This is a genomic window from Actinoplanes sp. HUAS TT8, from assembly GCF_051380535.1.
In the GTDB taxonomy this organism is placed as follows: domain Bacteria; phylum Actinomycetota; class Actinomycetes; order Mycobacteriales; family Micromonosporaceae; genus Actinoplanes.
The window spans coordinates 6,363,490-6,377,799 of record NZ_CP195646.1 but is presented as its reverse complement, the minus strand read 5'-3'; the positions used below and the strand labels follow the sequence as shown (position 1 = coordinate 6,377,799).

The 14,310-nt window shown below is 68.6% G+C and carries 12 protein-coding genes; 8 read left to right on the top strand and 4 right to left on the bottom strand.

The window, feature by feature from the left end; translation table 11 throughout:
* Positions 1-51 precede the first annotated feature (51 nt).
* The 5 genes from ACSHV8_RS28540 (at position 52) to yicI (ending at position 6,652) form a co-directional block, all read left to right on the top strand.
* Positions 52-1,068, top strand: a complete 1,017-nt coding sequence (locus ACSHV8_RS28540; RefSeq protein ID WP_436520499.1) for a LacI family DNA-binding transcriptional regulator — start codon at positions 52-54, stop codon at positions 1,066-1,068.
* Between the two features lie 144 nt (positions 1,069-1,212).
* Positions 1,213-2,529, top strand: a complete 1,317-nt coding sequence (locus ACSHV8_RS28535) for an ABC transporter substrate-binding protein (protein WP_436520497.1) — start codon at positions 1,213-1,215, stop codon at positions 2,527-2,529.
* A 58-nt stretch (positions 2,530-2,587) separates the two neighbouring features.
* Positions 2,588-3,487: a carbohydrate ABC transporter permease gene (locus ACSHV8_RS28530; protein ID WP_436520495.1), complete on the top strand. Its 900-nt coding sequence runs from the start codon at positions 2,588-2,590 to the stop codon at positions 3,485-3,487.
* 3 nt (positions 3,488-3,490) lie between these two features.
* Positions 3,491-4,372 carry a carbohydrate ABC transporter permease gene (locus ACSHV8_RS28525; protein WP_436520493.1) on the top strand — a complete coding sequence of 294 codons (882 nt, stop codon included), beginning with the start codon at positions 3,491-3,493 and terminating at the stop codon, positions 4,370-4,372.
* A 30-nt stretch (positions 4,373-4,402) separates the two neighbouring features.
* Entirely contained in the window at positions 4,403-6,652 is a 2,250-nt protein-coding gene (gene yicI / locus ACSHV8_RS28520; RefSeq protein ID WP_436520491.1) for an alpha-xylosidase, read from the top strand.
* A gap of 40 nt (positions 6,653-6,692) precedes the next feature.
* Here the strand turns inward: yicI and ACSHV8_RS28515 are convergent, their stop codons facing one another.
* Together ACSHV8_RS28515 and ACSHV8_RS28510 are read right to left on the bottom strand one after the other, a co-directional pair.
* Positions 6,693-6,926: a hypothetical protein gene (locus ACSHV8_RS28515; RefSeq protein WP_436520489.1), complete on the bottom strand. Its 234-nt coding sequence runs from the start codon at positions 6,924-6,926 to the stop codon at positions 6,693-6,695.
* 60 nt (positions 6,927-6,986) lie between these two features.
* The gene (locus ACSHV8_RS28510) at positions 6,987-8,618 is read right to left on the bottom strand and encodes an NACHT domain-containing protein (RefSeq protein WP_436520487.1); all 1,632 of its coding nucleotides are present in this window, start codon (positions 8,616-8,618) and stop codon (positions 6,987-6,989) included.
* Positions 8,619-8,753: 135 nt separating this feature from the next.
* On the opposite strand from ACSHV8_RS28510, the gene ACSHV8_RS28505 reads away from it, so the two are divergent.
* The 3 genes from ACSHV8_RS28505 to ACSHV8_RS28495 all read left to right on the top strand — a co-directional run bounded on the left by ACSHV8_RS28505 (position 8,754) and on the right by ACSHV8_RS28495 (position 12,597).
* On the top strand, positions 8,754-9,425 hold the full coding sequence (locus ACSHV8_RS28505) for an enoyl-CoA hydratase-related protein (protein WP_436520485.1): 672 nt from the start codon (positions 8,754-8,756) through the stop codon (positions 9,423-9,425).
* A 199-nt stretch (positions 9,426-9,624) separates the two neighbouring features.
* Entirely contained in the window at positions 9,625-12,018 is a 2,394-nt protein-coding gene (locus tag ACSHV8_RS28500) for a phosphoketolase family protein (protein WP_436520483.1), read from the top strand.
* Between the two features lie 189 nt (positions 12,019-12,207).
* The gene (locus tag ACSHV8_RS28495) at positions 12,208-12,597 is read left to right on the top strand and encodes a peptidoglycan-binding domain-containing protein (protein ID WP_436520481.1); all 390 of its coding nucleotides are present in this window, start codon (positions 12,208-12,210) and stop codon (positions 12,595-12,597) included.
* Positions 12,598-12,771: 174 nt separating this feature from the next.
* On the opposite strand, the gene ACSHV8_RS28490 is transcribed toward ACSHV8_RS28495, so the two are convergent.
* Positions 12,772-13,539 carry an energy-coupling factor ABC transporter ATP-binding protein gene (locus tag ACSHV8_RS28490; RefSeq protein WP_436520479.1) on the bottom strand — a complete coding sequence of 256 codons (768 nt, stop codon included), beginning with the start codon at positions 13,537-13,539 and terminating at the stop codon, positions 12,772-12,774.
* A gap of 5 nt (positions 13,540-13,544) precedes the next feature.
* Complete coding sequence (gene cbiQ / locus ACSHV8_RS28485) at positions 13,545-14,309, bottom strand: cobalt ECF transporter T component CbiQ (RefSeq protein WP_436520477.1); 765 nt, start codon at positions 14,307-14,309, stop codon at positions 13,545-13,547.
* Position 14,310: the final 1 nt, after the last annotated feature.

Sequence of the window (14,310 nt, the reverse complement as noted above, 5' to 3'; positions counted from 1 at the left end):
TCGACGAGGGGAGAGGCCTTGGGCAGAGACCGAGGCACATGGGGAGGCGCAGTGCCGACGATCAACGACGTCGCCCGGGCGGCCGGTGTGTCGCCCAGCACGGTGTCGTACGTGTTGAGCGGCCGCCGCCCGATCTCCGCCGAGACCCGGGCCCGGGTGCAGGCCGCGATCGCCGAGCTCGGCTTCCATCCGCACGCCGGGGCGCGGGCCCTGGCCAGCAGCAAGACGAACGTGCTGGCCCTGGTGGCGCCGCTGCGCGTGGACGTGAACGTGCCGGTCATCATGCAGTTCGCGACGGCCGTGGTGACGGCGGCGCGGTCGTACAACCACGACGTGCTGCTGCTGACCAAGGACGAGGGCACGGCCGGGCTGGAGCGAGTGGCGCACAGCACCATGGTCGACGCGCTGATCCTGATGGACATCGAGCGGGACGACGTGCGGCTCCCGGCGATCCGTACGCTCAAGCAGCCTTCGGTGTTGATCGGTCTTCCGGCCGATCATGCCGGGATCGCCTGCGTCGACCTGGACTTCGAGGCGGCCGCCGCGCTCGCGCTCAAGCATCTGGCCGAGCACGGTCATCAGCGGATCGGGCTGGTCGGGCCGTCGCCCGCGGTCTACCGGCGGCAGACGACGTACGCGGACCGGTTCCTGGCCGGTTTCCTGCAGACCTCGAACGAGCTCGGGCTGCGGACCGTGACCCACCCGTGCGAGCCCGGCGCCGACGGTGTGCGGGCCGCGCTGGCCGATCTCGACACCGAACTGCCCGGGCTGACCGCCCTGGTGGTGCACAATGAGGAAGCGCTGCGGCCGCTGCTCGACCTGCTGCACGCCGCGGGCCGGCGCGTGCCGGAAGACGTCTCCGTCGTCGCCGTCTGCCCGCGGGACGTGGCGACCGCGATGCCGGTCAACCTGACCTCGATCGACATCCCGGCGCACGACGTCGGGACGATCGCGGTGGAGACCGCGATGCGGCTGCTGGACAACCGTCGCGTCGACTTCACCCGGCTGTTGGAGCCCAGCCTGGTCGAACGGGCCAGCTGCCGCGAAATCTCGCCGTCACACCGTTGACATCTGCATCTCGCGTTCCTTAGCGTCTGCGGCAAGGCAGTTGTCGAAGCGCTTCGACAAAACGCTTCGATTCGTCGAAGCGCTTCGACGATTTCTACTTTGCGATTTTCACTCCTGGAACAGTCCCCCTGGGAGGACCCCGACATGACCCTTTCACGACGTGGCCTGCTGACCGGCGCGCTCGGCCTGACCGCCGCAGCCGCGCTCGCCGCCTGCGGCAAGGACGACGACTCGTCCTCCTCGGCCGAGGGCGCCGACGCCAAGACCCTGACCCTGTGGCACTACGAGGGCCCGACCAGCGCGATGGGTATCGCCTGGGCCAAGGCGATCGAGATCTTCAAGACCAAGCACCCGGGCGTCGAGGTGAAGTTCGAGGAGAAGTCCTTCGAGCAGATCCAGCAGAACGCCCAGATGATCCTGAACTCCGACAGCGCGCCCGACATCCTCGAGTACAACAAGGGCAACGCGACCGCCGGCCTGCTCTCCAAGCAGGGCCTGCTCACCGACCTGTCGGACGAGGCGACCAAGCGCGGCTGGGATAAGAAGCTGAGCTCCAGCCTGCAGACCACGGCCAAGTACAACGAAGACGGCATCATGGGCAGCGGCAAGTTCTTCGGCGTGCCCAACTACGGCGAATACGTCATGGTTTATTACAACAAGGCGATGTTCGACAAGTACAAGATCGCCGTGCCGACCACGCTCGCCGAGTTCACCGCCGCGATGGACACGTTCGTCCAGAACAAGGTCACCCCGCTGGCGGTCGGCGGCGCCGAGTACCCGGCCCAGCAGATCTTCTACGAGCTGGCGCTCTCCAAGGCCGACCGGGCCTTCGTCGACGACTACCAGCTCTACAAGAACAAGGTCGACTTCAACGGCCCGGTGATCAGCTACGGCGCCACCACGTTCGCCGAGTGGGTGTCGAAGGGCTACATCAGCAAGGACTCGGCCGGCATCAAGGCCGAGGACATGGGCGTCTCCTGGGAGCAGGGCAAGTTCCCGATCCTGATCTCCGGCTCCTGGTGGTACGGCCGGTTCGTCAGCGAGGTCAAGAACTTCGAGTGGGGCACGTTCCTGTTCCCCGGCAACACCCTGCACCCGGGCTCCAGCGGCAACCTCTGGGTCGTCCCGGAGAAGAGCAAGGCCAAGAGCCTGGCGTACGACTTCATCGACATCACCATGTCGGCCGAGGTGCAGAACCTGCTCGGCAACAGCGGTGGCGTCCCGGTGGCGGCCGACCCGTCGGCGATCACCGACGCCAAGAACAAGGAACTGATCGAGAACTTCAACAAGCTGGTCAGCGGGGACGGTCTCGCCTTCTACCCGGACTGGCCGGCCCCGGGCTACTACGACGTCATGGTCGCCGGCGTGCAGGGCCTGATCAACGGCTCCAAGACGCCGCAGGCGTTCCAGGACGAGATCGCCAAGCCGTACAACGAGAACCTGGCCGACCTCGGTAAGTGATCTTCTTTACGGGCGGCGGGGACTCCCGCCGCCCGTGAGGGCGGAAAGGACCGGGCGCATGGCCGGCAACAGCACCATCAAGACCCGCGGTTACGGGGTCTATCTGATCCCCGGGCTCCTGCTCTCCACCGCGGTGATCATCGTCCCGCTGGTGATGACGGTCTACATCAGCTTCACCAAATGGACCGGGATCGGCAGCCCCAAGTGGGTGGGCTTCGACAACTACACCCGGCTCTTCCAGGACGCCAACTTCTGGGCCTCCTTCGGGCACATCATCCTGCTGATCATCGCGATGGCGGTGATACCGACCTTCCTCGGGCTGGTCCTGGCCGCGGTCCTGTTCGACTACGTGGCCAAGAAGTTCAGCGACCGCTGGGCGTCGGTGCTGCGCTCCGGGTACTACCTGCCGCAGGTGCTCCCGGTCGCGGTCACCGGCATCATCTGGGGCTGGATCCTGCACCCCAGCTACGGCGCGCTGAACAAGATCCTGGAGTCGATCGGGCTCGGCTCGCTGGCCCACAACTGGCTCGGCGACCCGAAGTACGCGCTGTACAGCGTCATGTTCGTGATGATCTGGTTCCAGCTGGGCTACCCGATCGTCATGTTCATGTCCGGCCTGCAGCGCATCGATCCCGAGCTCTACGAGGCGGCCGACCTCGACGGCGCCGGCTGGTGGCAGCGGTTCCGCAAGATCACTGTGGCGATGATCCGGCCCGAGCTGTACGTGGTGCTGGTGACCACCACCATCGCGTCCCTCAAGATCTTCGGGCAGATCTTCGTGCTCACCCGGGGCGGGCCGAGCAACGCGACGCTCGTGCCCTCGTACTTCGCGTACAAGAACTTCTTCGAAAAGGCCCAGGTGGGGTACGGGTCGGCGATCTCCACGGTGCTCACCGTCCTGATCGTCGTCCTCGCGATCGTCTTCCTGCGCCTGCAGAACCGTGCCGAGCGGAGCTAACCGATGACTCTCACCGCGACGCGCGCGTCCACCTCCCGTACGCCGGAAAGGGTTCCGCTCCGTCAGCGTCACCCGGGCCGCTTCCTCGTCCTGACCGTCCTGCTCGTCCTGCTCCTGCTCATCGTCGCGCCGCTGCTCGTGGTGGCGATCAACGCGGTCAAGAGCCCGGCCGACTACGCCGCCAACGGCCCGCTCGCCCTGCCCCACCACCTGTACTGGCAGGGGATCGTCGACTTCTGGAATCGGGTCGACTTCGGGCTCAAACTCTGGAACAGCTTCATCACCAGCCTGGTGGTGGCCGTGCTGGGCGTGATCCTGTCGGTGTTCAACGCGTATGCGCTGGGTATCGGCCGGGTCAAGGGCCGGATCTGGTTCCTGGTCTTCTTCCTGATCGCCAACCTGCTCCCGCAGGAGGTGCTGGTCTACCCGCTGTACTACCTGTCGAAGCAGCTCGGCCTCTACGACAGCCTGTGGTCGATCATCATCATCTTCACCGTCATCCAGAGCGCGTTCGGCACCTACCTGCTGACCTCGGTCTACACCGAGTTCCCGAAGGAGCTGCTGGAAGCCGCCTCGATCGACGGCGCCGGCAAGTGGCTGTCGCTGTGGCGGGTCGTGGTCCCGGTCAGCCGGCCGACCCTGGCCGTGCTGTTCACGTTCTTCTTCATCTGGACGTGGAACGAGTTCTTCCTGCCGCTGATCTTCCTGATCTCCAACGACAACCAGACCGTCCCCGTCGCCCTCGGCGTGCTCCAGGGCGACCGGATGATGGACGCCACCACCACCAGCGCCTCCGCGCTGATCGGCATCATCCCGGCGATGGTCTTCTTCCTGATCTTCCAGCGGACGCTCACGCGCGGCATCGCGGCCGGCGCCATCAAGTGACCTCCCCCCTGTTTTAGGAATAGGAACCACATGAAGTTCACCGACGGCTATTGGCGCAAGCGGGACGGCCTGACCGTCGTGCACCCGGCCCAGTTCCAGGACAGCACCCCGGGGCCCGATTCGCTGACCGTCTACGCGGCGACCCGGCGGATCCTCGACCGGGGGGACACCCTGGACTCGCCGCTGGTCACCGTGACGCTGAACGCGCCCGCCCCCGACGTCATCCGGGTCACCATCGAGCACTTCCAGGGCGGTGTCCCGAAAGGGCCGAACTTCGCGCTCGCCTCGGAACCCTCGGACATCGCGGTCACCCCGACGTCGTTCACCTCCGGGGCGCTCACGGCGCAGGTGCGCAACGGGGACGACTGGGGGCTGGACTTCCTCGCCGACGGGAAACGGATCACCGGCAGCGGGTGGAAGGGGATGGGCGTCGTCTCCGGTTCGGCCGGGAACTTCGTACACGAGCAATTGGATCTTGGGGTTGGGGAGGTTGTCTACGGCCTCGGTGAGCGGTTCGGGCCGCTGATCAAGAACGGCCAGAGCATCGACATCTGGAACGAGGACGGCGGCACCAGCAGCGAGCAGTCCTACAAGAACGTCCCGTTCTACTTCACCAGCGCCGGCTACGGCGTGCTGGTCGACCACCCCGGCAAGGTCTCCTTCGAGGTGGCCTCCGAGATGGTCACCCGCACCCAGTTCAGCGTCGCCGGGCAGTCGCTGTCCTACCTGGTCATCCACGGGCCGACCCCGGCCGACGTGATCCGCAAGTACACCGCGCTGACCGGCCGCCCGGCACTGCCGCCGGCCTGGTCCTTCGGACTGTGGCTGACCACGTCGTTCACCACCTCCTACGACGAGGAGACGGTGAACAAATTCGTCGACGGGATGGCCGACCGGGACCTGCCGCTGTCGGTCTTCCACTTCGACACGTTCTGGATGCGCGAGTTCAACTGGTGCGACTTCGAATGGGACACCCGGATCTTCCCCGACCCGGCCGGCATGCTGAAACGCCTGGCCGGCAAAGGCCTCAAGGTCTGCCTGTGGATCAACCCGTACATCGCCCAGCGCTCCCCGCTCTTCGCCGAAGGAAAAGCCAACGGCTATCTGGTACGGACGGAGAACGGCGACGTCTGGCAGTGGGACCGCTGGCAGGCCGGCATGGGCCTGGTCGACTTCACCAACCCCGACGCCCGTGAGTGGTACGCGTCGAAACTGCGCGCGCTGGTCGACATGGGTGTCGACGCGTTCAAGTCCGACTTCGGCGAACGCATCCCGGTCGACGGCATCGCCTGGCACGACGGATCCGACCCGGAACGGATGCACAACTACTACACGCAGCTCTACAACCAGGTCGTCTTCGACGTGCTTCGCTCCTCTCGCGGAGAAGGCGAGGCCGTGCTGTTCGCCCGCTCGGCCACCGTCGGTGGGCAGCAGTTCCCGGTGCACTGGGGCGGCGACAACACCGGCACGTTCGAATCCATGGCGGAAAGCCTGCGCGGCGGGCTGTCCCTGATGTCGTCCGGCTTCGGCTTCTGGAGCCACGACATCGGCGGCTTCGAAGGGCTGCCCGACCCGGCCGTGTTCAAACGGTGGGTGGCGTTCGGGCTGCTCTCCTCGCACAGCCGGCTGCACGGGTCGAAGAGCTACCGGGTGCCGTGGAACTTCGACGAGGAAGCGGTGGACGTGCTGCGGCACTTCACGCACCTCAAGTACCGGCTGATGCCGTACCTGTTCGGCGCCGCCCGGGAAACCCACCTCACCGGCGTCCCGGTGATGCGTCCCATGATCCTCGGCTTCCCGTCCGACCCGGCCGCCACCTACCTGGACCGGCAGTACCTGCTCGGCGGCGACCTGCTGGTCGCCCCGGTCTTCACCGCCGGCGGCGACGTGTCGTACTACGTGCCGGCCGGCCGGTGGACGCACTACCAGACCGGCGAGGTCGTCACCGGGCCCGGCTGGGTCCGCGAGAGCCACGACTTCTTCAGCGCCCCGCTGCTGGTCCGCCCGGGCGCGGTGATCCCGGTCGGCGCCCGCCAGGACCGCCCCGACTACGACTACCGCGACGGCGTGACGCTGCGCCTGTTCGAACCGGCCGACGGCCGCACCGCGGTCATCGTCCCCGGCCCGTCCGGCGCCGACACGGTCTTCACCGTCCTCCGCGACGGCGACGAGATCCGCGTCGGCCGCTCCGGCGACCCGTTGCCCTGGCGAGTCCAGCTCGGCGCCGCGATCACCGAGGTCCCGGCCGACCAGGACAGCTGCACCCTCACCCTGGGCTAGCAGCCCCCGTTGACCGGCGGGACCTACAAGGCCCCGCCGGTCACTTCAGGGCGGTCCTCTCGAGGATCGCTCGCAGCCGGTCGTCACATCGGCGATCACGATCCAGGTGAGCCGTGGCGGCCTGCCGGATCAGGGGCACCAGCGCTGCATCCGGAACGGGCGTGCAGATCTCTTCCAGGATGTCGGTGACGAATTCGGAGCGGACGGATCGGTCCACCGCCATCCGCGTGAAAAGGGCGGTTGCGTACTGGATGTGATCCGCCTTCGGCCACATCCCCCCGACTGAAGCGGCGATCCAGGCGGCCTTCCGATATGCCTGCTCCGTGGGCGAGAGTCAGATGGTCATGAGTGCGTGAGCCGCGGACATATTTCCCCAGAAGGTGTTGACGCCGACGGGATGAGGTTCGGCGGCGTGCAAAATGAGGTCTGCGTTGGAGGTGCACTGGAAGTACGTGTTGCGGTGGAGACGATCGCCGAAGAGATCGCCCGACATGTAAAGGAAATCGCCGTGGCCCTGGTCGCTCGGTGAGATTCCCATGGTCCAGTAGAGGTCGACCGCGGGTGGGACGAAAGACTGCTCGGCGCGAGCCAGGCGGATGTCCCGGAGGTCGGCGGTCCAGCGGCGTTCGAGGATCAGGGCGTCGACCAGGCTGCCCCACCCGGCCGGGCTCAGTTGTGAGCGCCAGAGCAGCGCCTGGCTGGACCAGGCGGCGACCGGGTCTCCCTCGATGCCGAAAAGTGCGCTCGCCCGGATCTCCGGTGCCGTGCACACGACGAGAAGCAGCAGGTTCGCGCTGTAGACCGCATAGCGGGCGGGTTCGCTCGGCGATCCCGGCGAGTATGCGGCGTATCGCCGGAGCGGCGGCGAGTGCGGCAGCCGCTGGAACAGGCCGACCAGCAGCCCGGTCAGGCCCGGCGGCTGATCCACGGCGGCCAGCTCGGCCAGGAAGGCGAGGACCGGGGCCCGCAGGCTGAGCGGCTGCACCGACAGCAGCGCGCGGAGCAGGGCGTCGTCGGCCGGCTCGCTGCCCAGCGGTGACGAACCGGCCGCGTCCCGGGCGGCCAGATCCAGCAGCACGCGCCACGTGAGCCGGGCCACCAGGAACTCGCCGAAGGTGGCGTGCAGGAACTCATACGTCTGGAAGTGCGCATCGTCCTGCGAGGCCCGGGCCCGGTGGATGAAGAAGAACCGGCCGAGGGTCAGTTCCGACTCCCGCAGCGGCACCCGCATCCCCACCACCGTGGGTGGAGCCGTCGTGCCGCGGACCTGCAGCGCCGCGATGTCGTGTTCCAGGTCGGCCTCGGTGACCCACTGCGCGGCCCGGTTGAACATCGCGAACGCCACCACGGACAGCTGCCGCAACTCGTGCTCGACCGCGACCTGCAGCTCACGGCCCGGCAGATCAGGCCGGTGCTTGGTGATCTCCCGGAGCGCGAACGTGTGGAGCAGCCGCTCGTACAGATCGCTCGCGCGGATGTCGGCACCGAGGCGTTGCAGCGCGTTCCCGTCGGCGTCGTAGAGCGCGAGCATGAGCAGCAGAAGCGGCTGCCCGGCCAGGTCGCGGTGGGTGAGCACCATCCGGGTGGACAGCGGCTGCAGGGTGCGGGCGGCGAAGTTCGGCGCGTTCGTGTCGTTCCAGATGCCGACCCAGGTGGTGATCCGCTCGTCGTCGAACGGCTCCAGCCGGATCGCGACGGACTTCTCCGGCGCACGGGCCCGGTCGGCGACCGCCGTGCGGGAGGTCACGATCACGGCGACCGGACGACCCTGCTCGGCCTCGCGCTCCTGGAATCGGGCCACCCGCTGCAGGTAGTCGGTCTGGCTGACCCCGACCGCCTGCAGCAGCTCGTCGAAGCCGTCGAGCATGATGACGGGCATCGCGTCGCCGGCCGAGCGGGCCAGCGCCGGCCACTCGACACGGTCGCCGATGGCCTGCCGGATCGCGTGCTCGATCTGATCCTGCACGTCACCGGCGGCCGGGACGTCGCGCAGGCGTCCATCATGGTCGGTCGAAGCCAGGGTGTCGGTAGTGCCAGGGTTACCTTGACCGGTCGTGCGGCCGCAAGTTACCGTTCGGTAACTTCGTGACAGGAGGCCATGATGCCCACGCTCGATCGCCAGGAAGACGTCTTCGTTCTCGACCTCGGGGACGGCGAGAACCGGTTCCACCCGGACTGGCTGGCCGCCGTCAACGGCGCGCTCGACGAGGTCGAGAAGGCCGACGGGAACAAGGCTCTGGTGACCACCGCGACCGGGAAGTTCTTCTCGAACGGGCTGGATCTCGACTGGCTGGGGAGCAGCGGAGCCGACTTCCAGGCGTACGCGGACGACGTCGAGGAACTGTTCGCCCGGTTCCTCGCGCTGCCGGTCCCGACCGTGGCGGCGCTGCAGGGGCACACCTTCGCGGCCGGGGCGATGCTCGCGCTCGTGCACGACTTCCGGGTGATGCGGGCCGATCGGGGCTATTTCTGCCTGCCCGAGGTCAACATCAACATCCCGTTCACGCCGGGCATGTCGGCGCTGATCCAGAGCCGGCTGGCCCCGCAGGTCGCGCACGAGGCGATGACCACCGGGCGGCGGTACGGCGGGGACGAGGCCCTGGCCGCGCGGATCGTCGACCACGCGGTGCCGGCGGACGCGGTCCGGGCGACCGCGGTGAAGATCGCGTTCATGCTGGCGCCGAACGCGGGGGACACCCTGGGCACGATCAAGACCCGGATGTACGCGGACGCGCTGACCCGGCTCCGGACCCGGGTGAAGCCGCGCGCCTGACCCGCCGTACGGCGAAATCGTCCTTGAAAATTTGATCGCGCGGAGGGCGGTGCACTTAACGAGGCGTTCACGTCGATGGCTGGGCATAGCGCACGTCCGCGCGGGTAACGTCCCGATCGGAAGGGCCGAAGGGCCCTGCCGGGCCGGGTCCCGGCGGAGGACCGTAAGTAACGACGAAGCCTTCACGGAAGGAAAGATCGTGACCGAGGACCTGGTGCGCAAGCTCGCCGAACCCGACGATGCCGAGGTGGCGAGCCTCGACGCCTGGTGGCGGGCCAACAACTATCTCACCGTCGGCCAGATCTACCTGCAGGCCAATCCGCTGCTGCGCGAGCCCTTGAAACCCGATCACATCAAGCCGCGCCTGCTCGGTCACTGGGGGACCAGTCCGGGGCTGTCGTTCATCTACGCGCACGTGTCCCGGCTGATCAGGACGACCGGGCAGGAGTCGATCTACCTGGCCGGTCCGGGGCACGGCGGGCCGGCCCTGGTCGCCGCCGGTTACCTGGAGGGGACGTACTCGGAGGTCTACCCGAAGGTCGGGCAGGACGAGGAGGGGCTGCTGCGGTTGTTCCGCCAGTTCTCCAGCCCGGGCGGCATCCCGAGCCACGTGAGCGTGACCACGCCCGGCTCGATCCACGAGGGCGGCGAGCTGGGGTATGTGCTGGTCCACGCGTTCGGCTCGGTGATGGACAACCCGGACCTGCTGACGATCGCGGTGGTCGGGGACGGCGAGGCCGAGACCGGGCCCCTGGAGGGCTCGTGGAAGGGCATCTCGTTCATCAACCCCGAGCACGACGGCGCGGTCCTGCCGATCCTGCACCTCAACGGCGCCAAGATCGCCGGGCCGACGGTGCTCGCCCGCAAGGATCCGGCCGAGGTCCGCAAGCTGCTCGAAGGCCACGGTTACGAGATCATCGAGGTCGGCGGGGACGACCTGCCCGGCATGCATCACCGGTTCGCGGCGGCGCTGGCCGAGGCGTGGGGCAGGATCAAGAGCATTCAGGCGGCGGCCCGCGGCGGCGACTGGGACGGGCAGCGGCCGCACTGGCCACTGATCATCCTCCGTACGCCCAAGGGCTGGACCGGCCCTCAGGTGGTCGACGGCGTGACCGTCGGCGGCACCTGGCGGGCCCATCAGGTGCCGCTCTCCGGGGTCAAGGACAACCCCGACCACCTGCGGATGCTGGAGGAGTGGCTGAAGTCGTACCGGCCGGAGGAGCTTTTCGACGCGGCCGGCGCCCCGACCGCGCTCGTCCGCGACCTGGCGCCCGACGGCGACCTGCGGATGAGCGCCAGCCCGCACGCCAACGGCGGCCGGCTCACCCGGGACCTGGACCTGCCCGACTTCCGGGACTACGCGGTCGAGGTGAAACAGCCGGCATCCGGCCGGGCCGAGTCCACCCGCAAGCTGGGTGAGCTGATGCGCGACATCTACACCCGCAACGACGACCGGTTCCGCCTGTTCTGCCCGGACGAGACGAACTCGAACCGGCTCGGCGCCGTCTTCGACGTCTCCGACCGCGGCTTCATGGAACACGTCACGCCGGACGACGTGAAGATCAGCCGCAGCGGGCGGGTCATGGAGGTGCTCTCCGAGCACAACTGCCACGGCTGGCTGGAGGGCTACACGCTGACCGGGCGGCACGGCATGTTCGCCACCTACGAGGCGTTCGCCATGGTCAGCGCGTCGCAGACGATCCAGCACGGCAAGTGGCTGGAGGAGGCCCGGCACCTGGACTGGCGGGCCAAGGTCCCGAGCCTGAACATCCTGCTCACGTCCACGGCCTGGCGCAACGATCACAACGGCTTCTCGCACCAGGGCCCGGGCCTGATCCAGAACGTGCTCACCCAGCGCGGCGACGTCGCCCGGGTGTACCTGCCGCCGGACGCGAACACGCTGCTCTCGGTGGCCGACCACTGCTTCCGCTCACGGTCGTACATCAATCTGATCGTGATCGACAAGCAGCCGCAGCTGCAGTGGCTGGACATGGATCAGGCGATCGAGCACTGCGCGCGGGGCGCCGGCGTGTGGGAGTGGGCCGGCACCGACGACGGCACCAGTGACCCGGACATCGTGCTGGCCTGCGCCGGCGATGTGGTGACGATGGAGACGGTCGCGGCCGCGCGGATCCTGATGGAGAAGCTGCCCAACCTGAAGGTCCGCGTCGTCAACGTCGTCGACCTGATGACGCTGCCCCGGACCAAGGACCACCCGCACGGCATGAGCGAGACCCTGTTCCGCGAGCTGTTCACCGACCACGTGGACGTGGTGTTCGCGTTCCACGGCTACCCGGGCGCGATCCACCAGCTCGTGCACGGCCGGCCGGACGCCGACCGGTTCCGGGTGCGCGGCTTCATCGAGCAGGGCACGACCACCACGCCGTTCGACATGACGGTGCGGAACAAGGCGTCGCGGTACCACCTGGTGATCGACGCGATCAACAACGCCGGGCGGCTGCCGAGCGGTGCGTCCGAGGTCAAGGCCTGGTGCGAGGCCCAGCTCGAACGGCACGCGGCCTACGTCGTCGAGCACCTCGAGGACATGCCTGAGGTGCGGGATTGGTCACTCGGCGACTGGGCGCAGAGTTGATCTAGGAGGGTTTGACGGTCTCTCCGCCTTGGAAAGTACGGGCGGAGAGATACTTCACCCTTTCTTTCGACGCCAGATGACGCGAAGGTGAATGACACACGCCTACTCGACGTTGAGGAAGGGGACCCCCGGATGGCCGGTACGTTCAGCCTTTGGCCGACGACCCGACAGGGTTCGACGCAGCATCCCGTGCCCACGCTGCAATACCTGCTGCGGGCGCACGGCCACACGGTCACGGTGGACGGCGTCTTCGGCGCCCAGACCGGTGACGCGGTACGTGCCTATCAGCACACCCGCGGACTCCCCGACAACGGCATCGTCGGCCCGGAGACCTGGCAGGCCCTGATCATCGAGGTCGGCCCGGGCGCCTCGGGCAGCGCGGTCAGCGGCCTCCAGCACGAGTTCCAGCATCGCAAGGGCATCGCGTCCGCGCCCGACGGGGTGTTCGGGCCGGGCACCGAGTCCGCGGTCCGCGCGTTCCAGGCCGAGGCCGGCCTGGCCGCGGACGGGGTCGTCGGCCGGGAGACCTGGCAGGCGCTCGTCGGCGGCGCCTCCGAGGAGCTCCGGCAGGCCGCCTGAGATCGTCCGAAAGGCGCCGGGTCCGCTTCGGTCCGGCGCCTTTCGCCTGCTCAAGGTCCGCTGTGGTCCGGCTTCGACCATGTGCGCGTACGGCGGTGAGCCGCCCGCTCGTGCCCCCGCCGCCCGGCCCGGCCCACTCCGGCTCCCGGCCGCGACCCGCTCACGCCGGCCGGGTCAGGGCCGGCGGGACGCCACGGCGGCGGCCGGGTCGAAGCCGAACGGCAACTCCAGCCGGTGCCCGCGCATCAGCTCACGGTCGGACAGCAGCGCGGCCGTCTCCCCGTCGGCGGCGATCCGCCCGTCGTCCAGGATGACCGAGCGCGGGCACAACTCCAGCGCGTACGGCAGATCGTGGGTCACCATCAGCAGCGTCACCGGCAACGATGCGAGGATCTCGGCCAGCTCGCGCCGGCTCGCCGGGTCCAGGTTGGACGACGGCTCGTCGAGGACCAGGATCTCCGGCCGCATGGCCAGGACGGTCGCCACCGCGACGCGCCGCCGCTGCCCGAACGACAGGTGATGCGGGACGTGGTCGCGGTGCCCGCTCATGCCGACCGCGGCCAGCGCTTCGTCGACACGGGTGTCGAGCTCCTCACCTCGTACCCCCGCATTGGCCGGGCCGAAAGCGACATCCTCCGCGACCGTAGGCATGAAAAGCTGGTCGTCGGGGTCCTGGAAGACGATGCCGACGCGGCGGCGGATCTCGGCGATCGCGGAGCGGTCGCCCGGGGTGACCGGCAGGCCGGAGACCGCGACGGTGCCCCCGCCGCCGTGCAGGATGCCGTTGAGGTGCAGGACCAGGGTGGTCTTGCCGGCACCGTTGGGGCCGAGCAGCGCGACCCGTTCACCGGCGGCGATGGTCAGGTCGACGCCGCGCAGCGCCTCCCGCCCGTCGGGGTAGGAGTAGTGCAGCCGGGCGACCTGGAGCGCGGGAATTGCCATGTCGATCATGTTAGGACCGCTGCCGCGACCGCGATCCCGGCCGACACGACCGGCAGGACCGCCGAGACCGCCCACTGCCCGGCCGGCGCCCGATCCCGCGCGACCTGCGGAAGCCGCCCGGTATAGCCGCGGGACACCATCGCGAGATAGACCCGCTCGCCCCGCTCGTAGGAGCGCAGGAACAGCGAACCGACCCCGACCGCGAACGCCTTCACCTGCCACAGGAACCGCGGGTCGTACCCGCGGGACAACCGGGCGATCCGCATCCGCCGGGCATCGTCGGCGAGCACGTCGATGTAGCGCAGCATGAACGTCGCGATCTGGGTGAACACCGACGGCACCCGCAGCCGGTCCAGCCCGAGGATCAGGTCCCGCATCGTCGTCGTCGCGGCCAGCATCAGCGACGCCAGCACGCCGAGCGTCCCCTTGGCGAAGATGTTCCACGCCCCGTGCAGCCCGTCGACCGACAGCGACATCCCCAGCCAGTCGACCCGCTCACCGTGCCCGAAGAACGGCAGCGCGACCGCCAGCAGTACGAACGGCAGCTCGATGGTGGCCCGCTTGAGCAGCCACCAGGCCGGGACGCGGGCGATCAGGGCGACCACCGCCAGCGACGCGGCATACCCGGCGAACGCCCAGAAGGACGTGGGCGGGGTCAGCACCACCACGATCGTGAACAGCAGCACCGCCACGATCTTCACCTCGGGCGCCAGCCGGTGCACCCGGCCGGCCCGATCGAGGTAGAGCGGGTGGGCGTGCCCCGCCCCCACC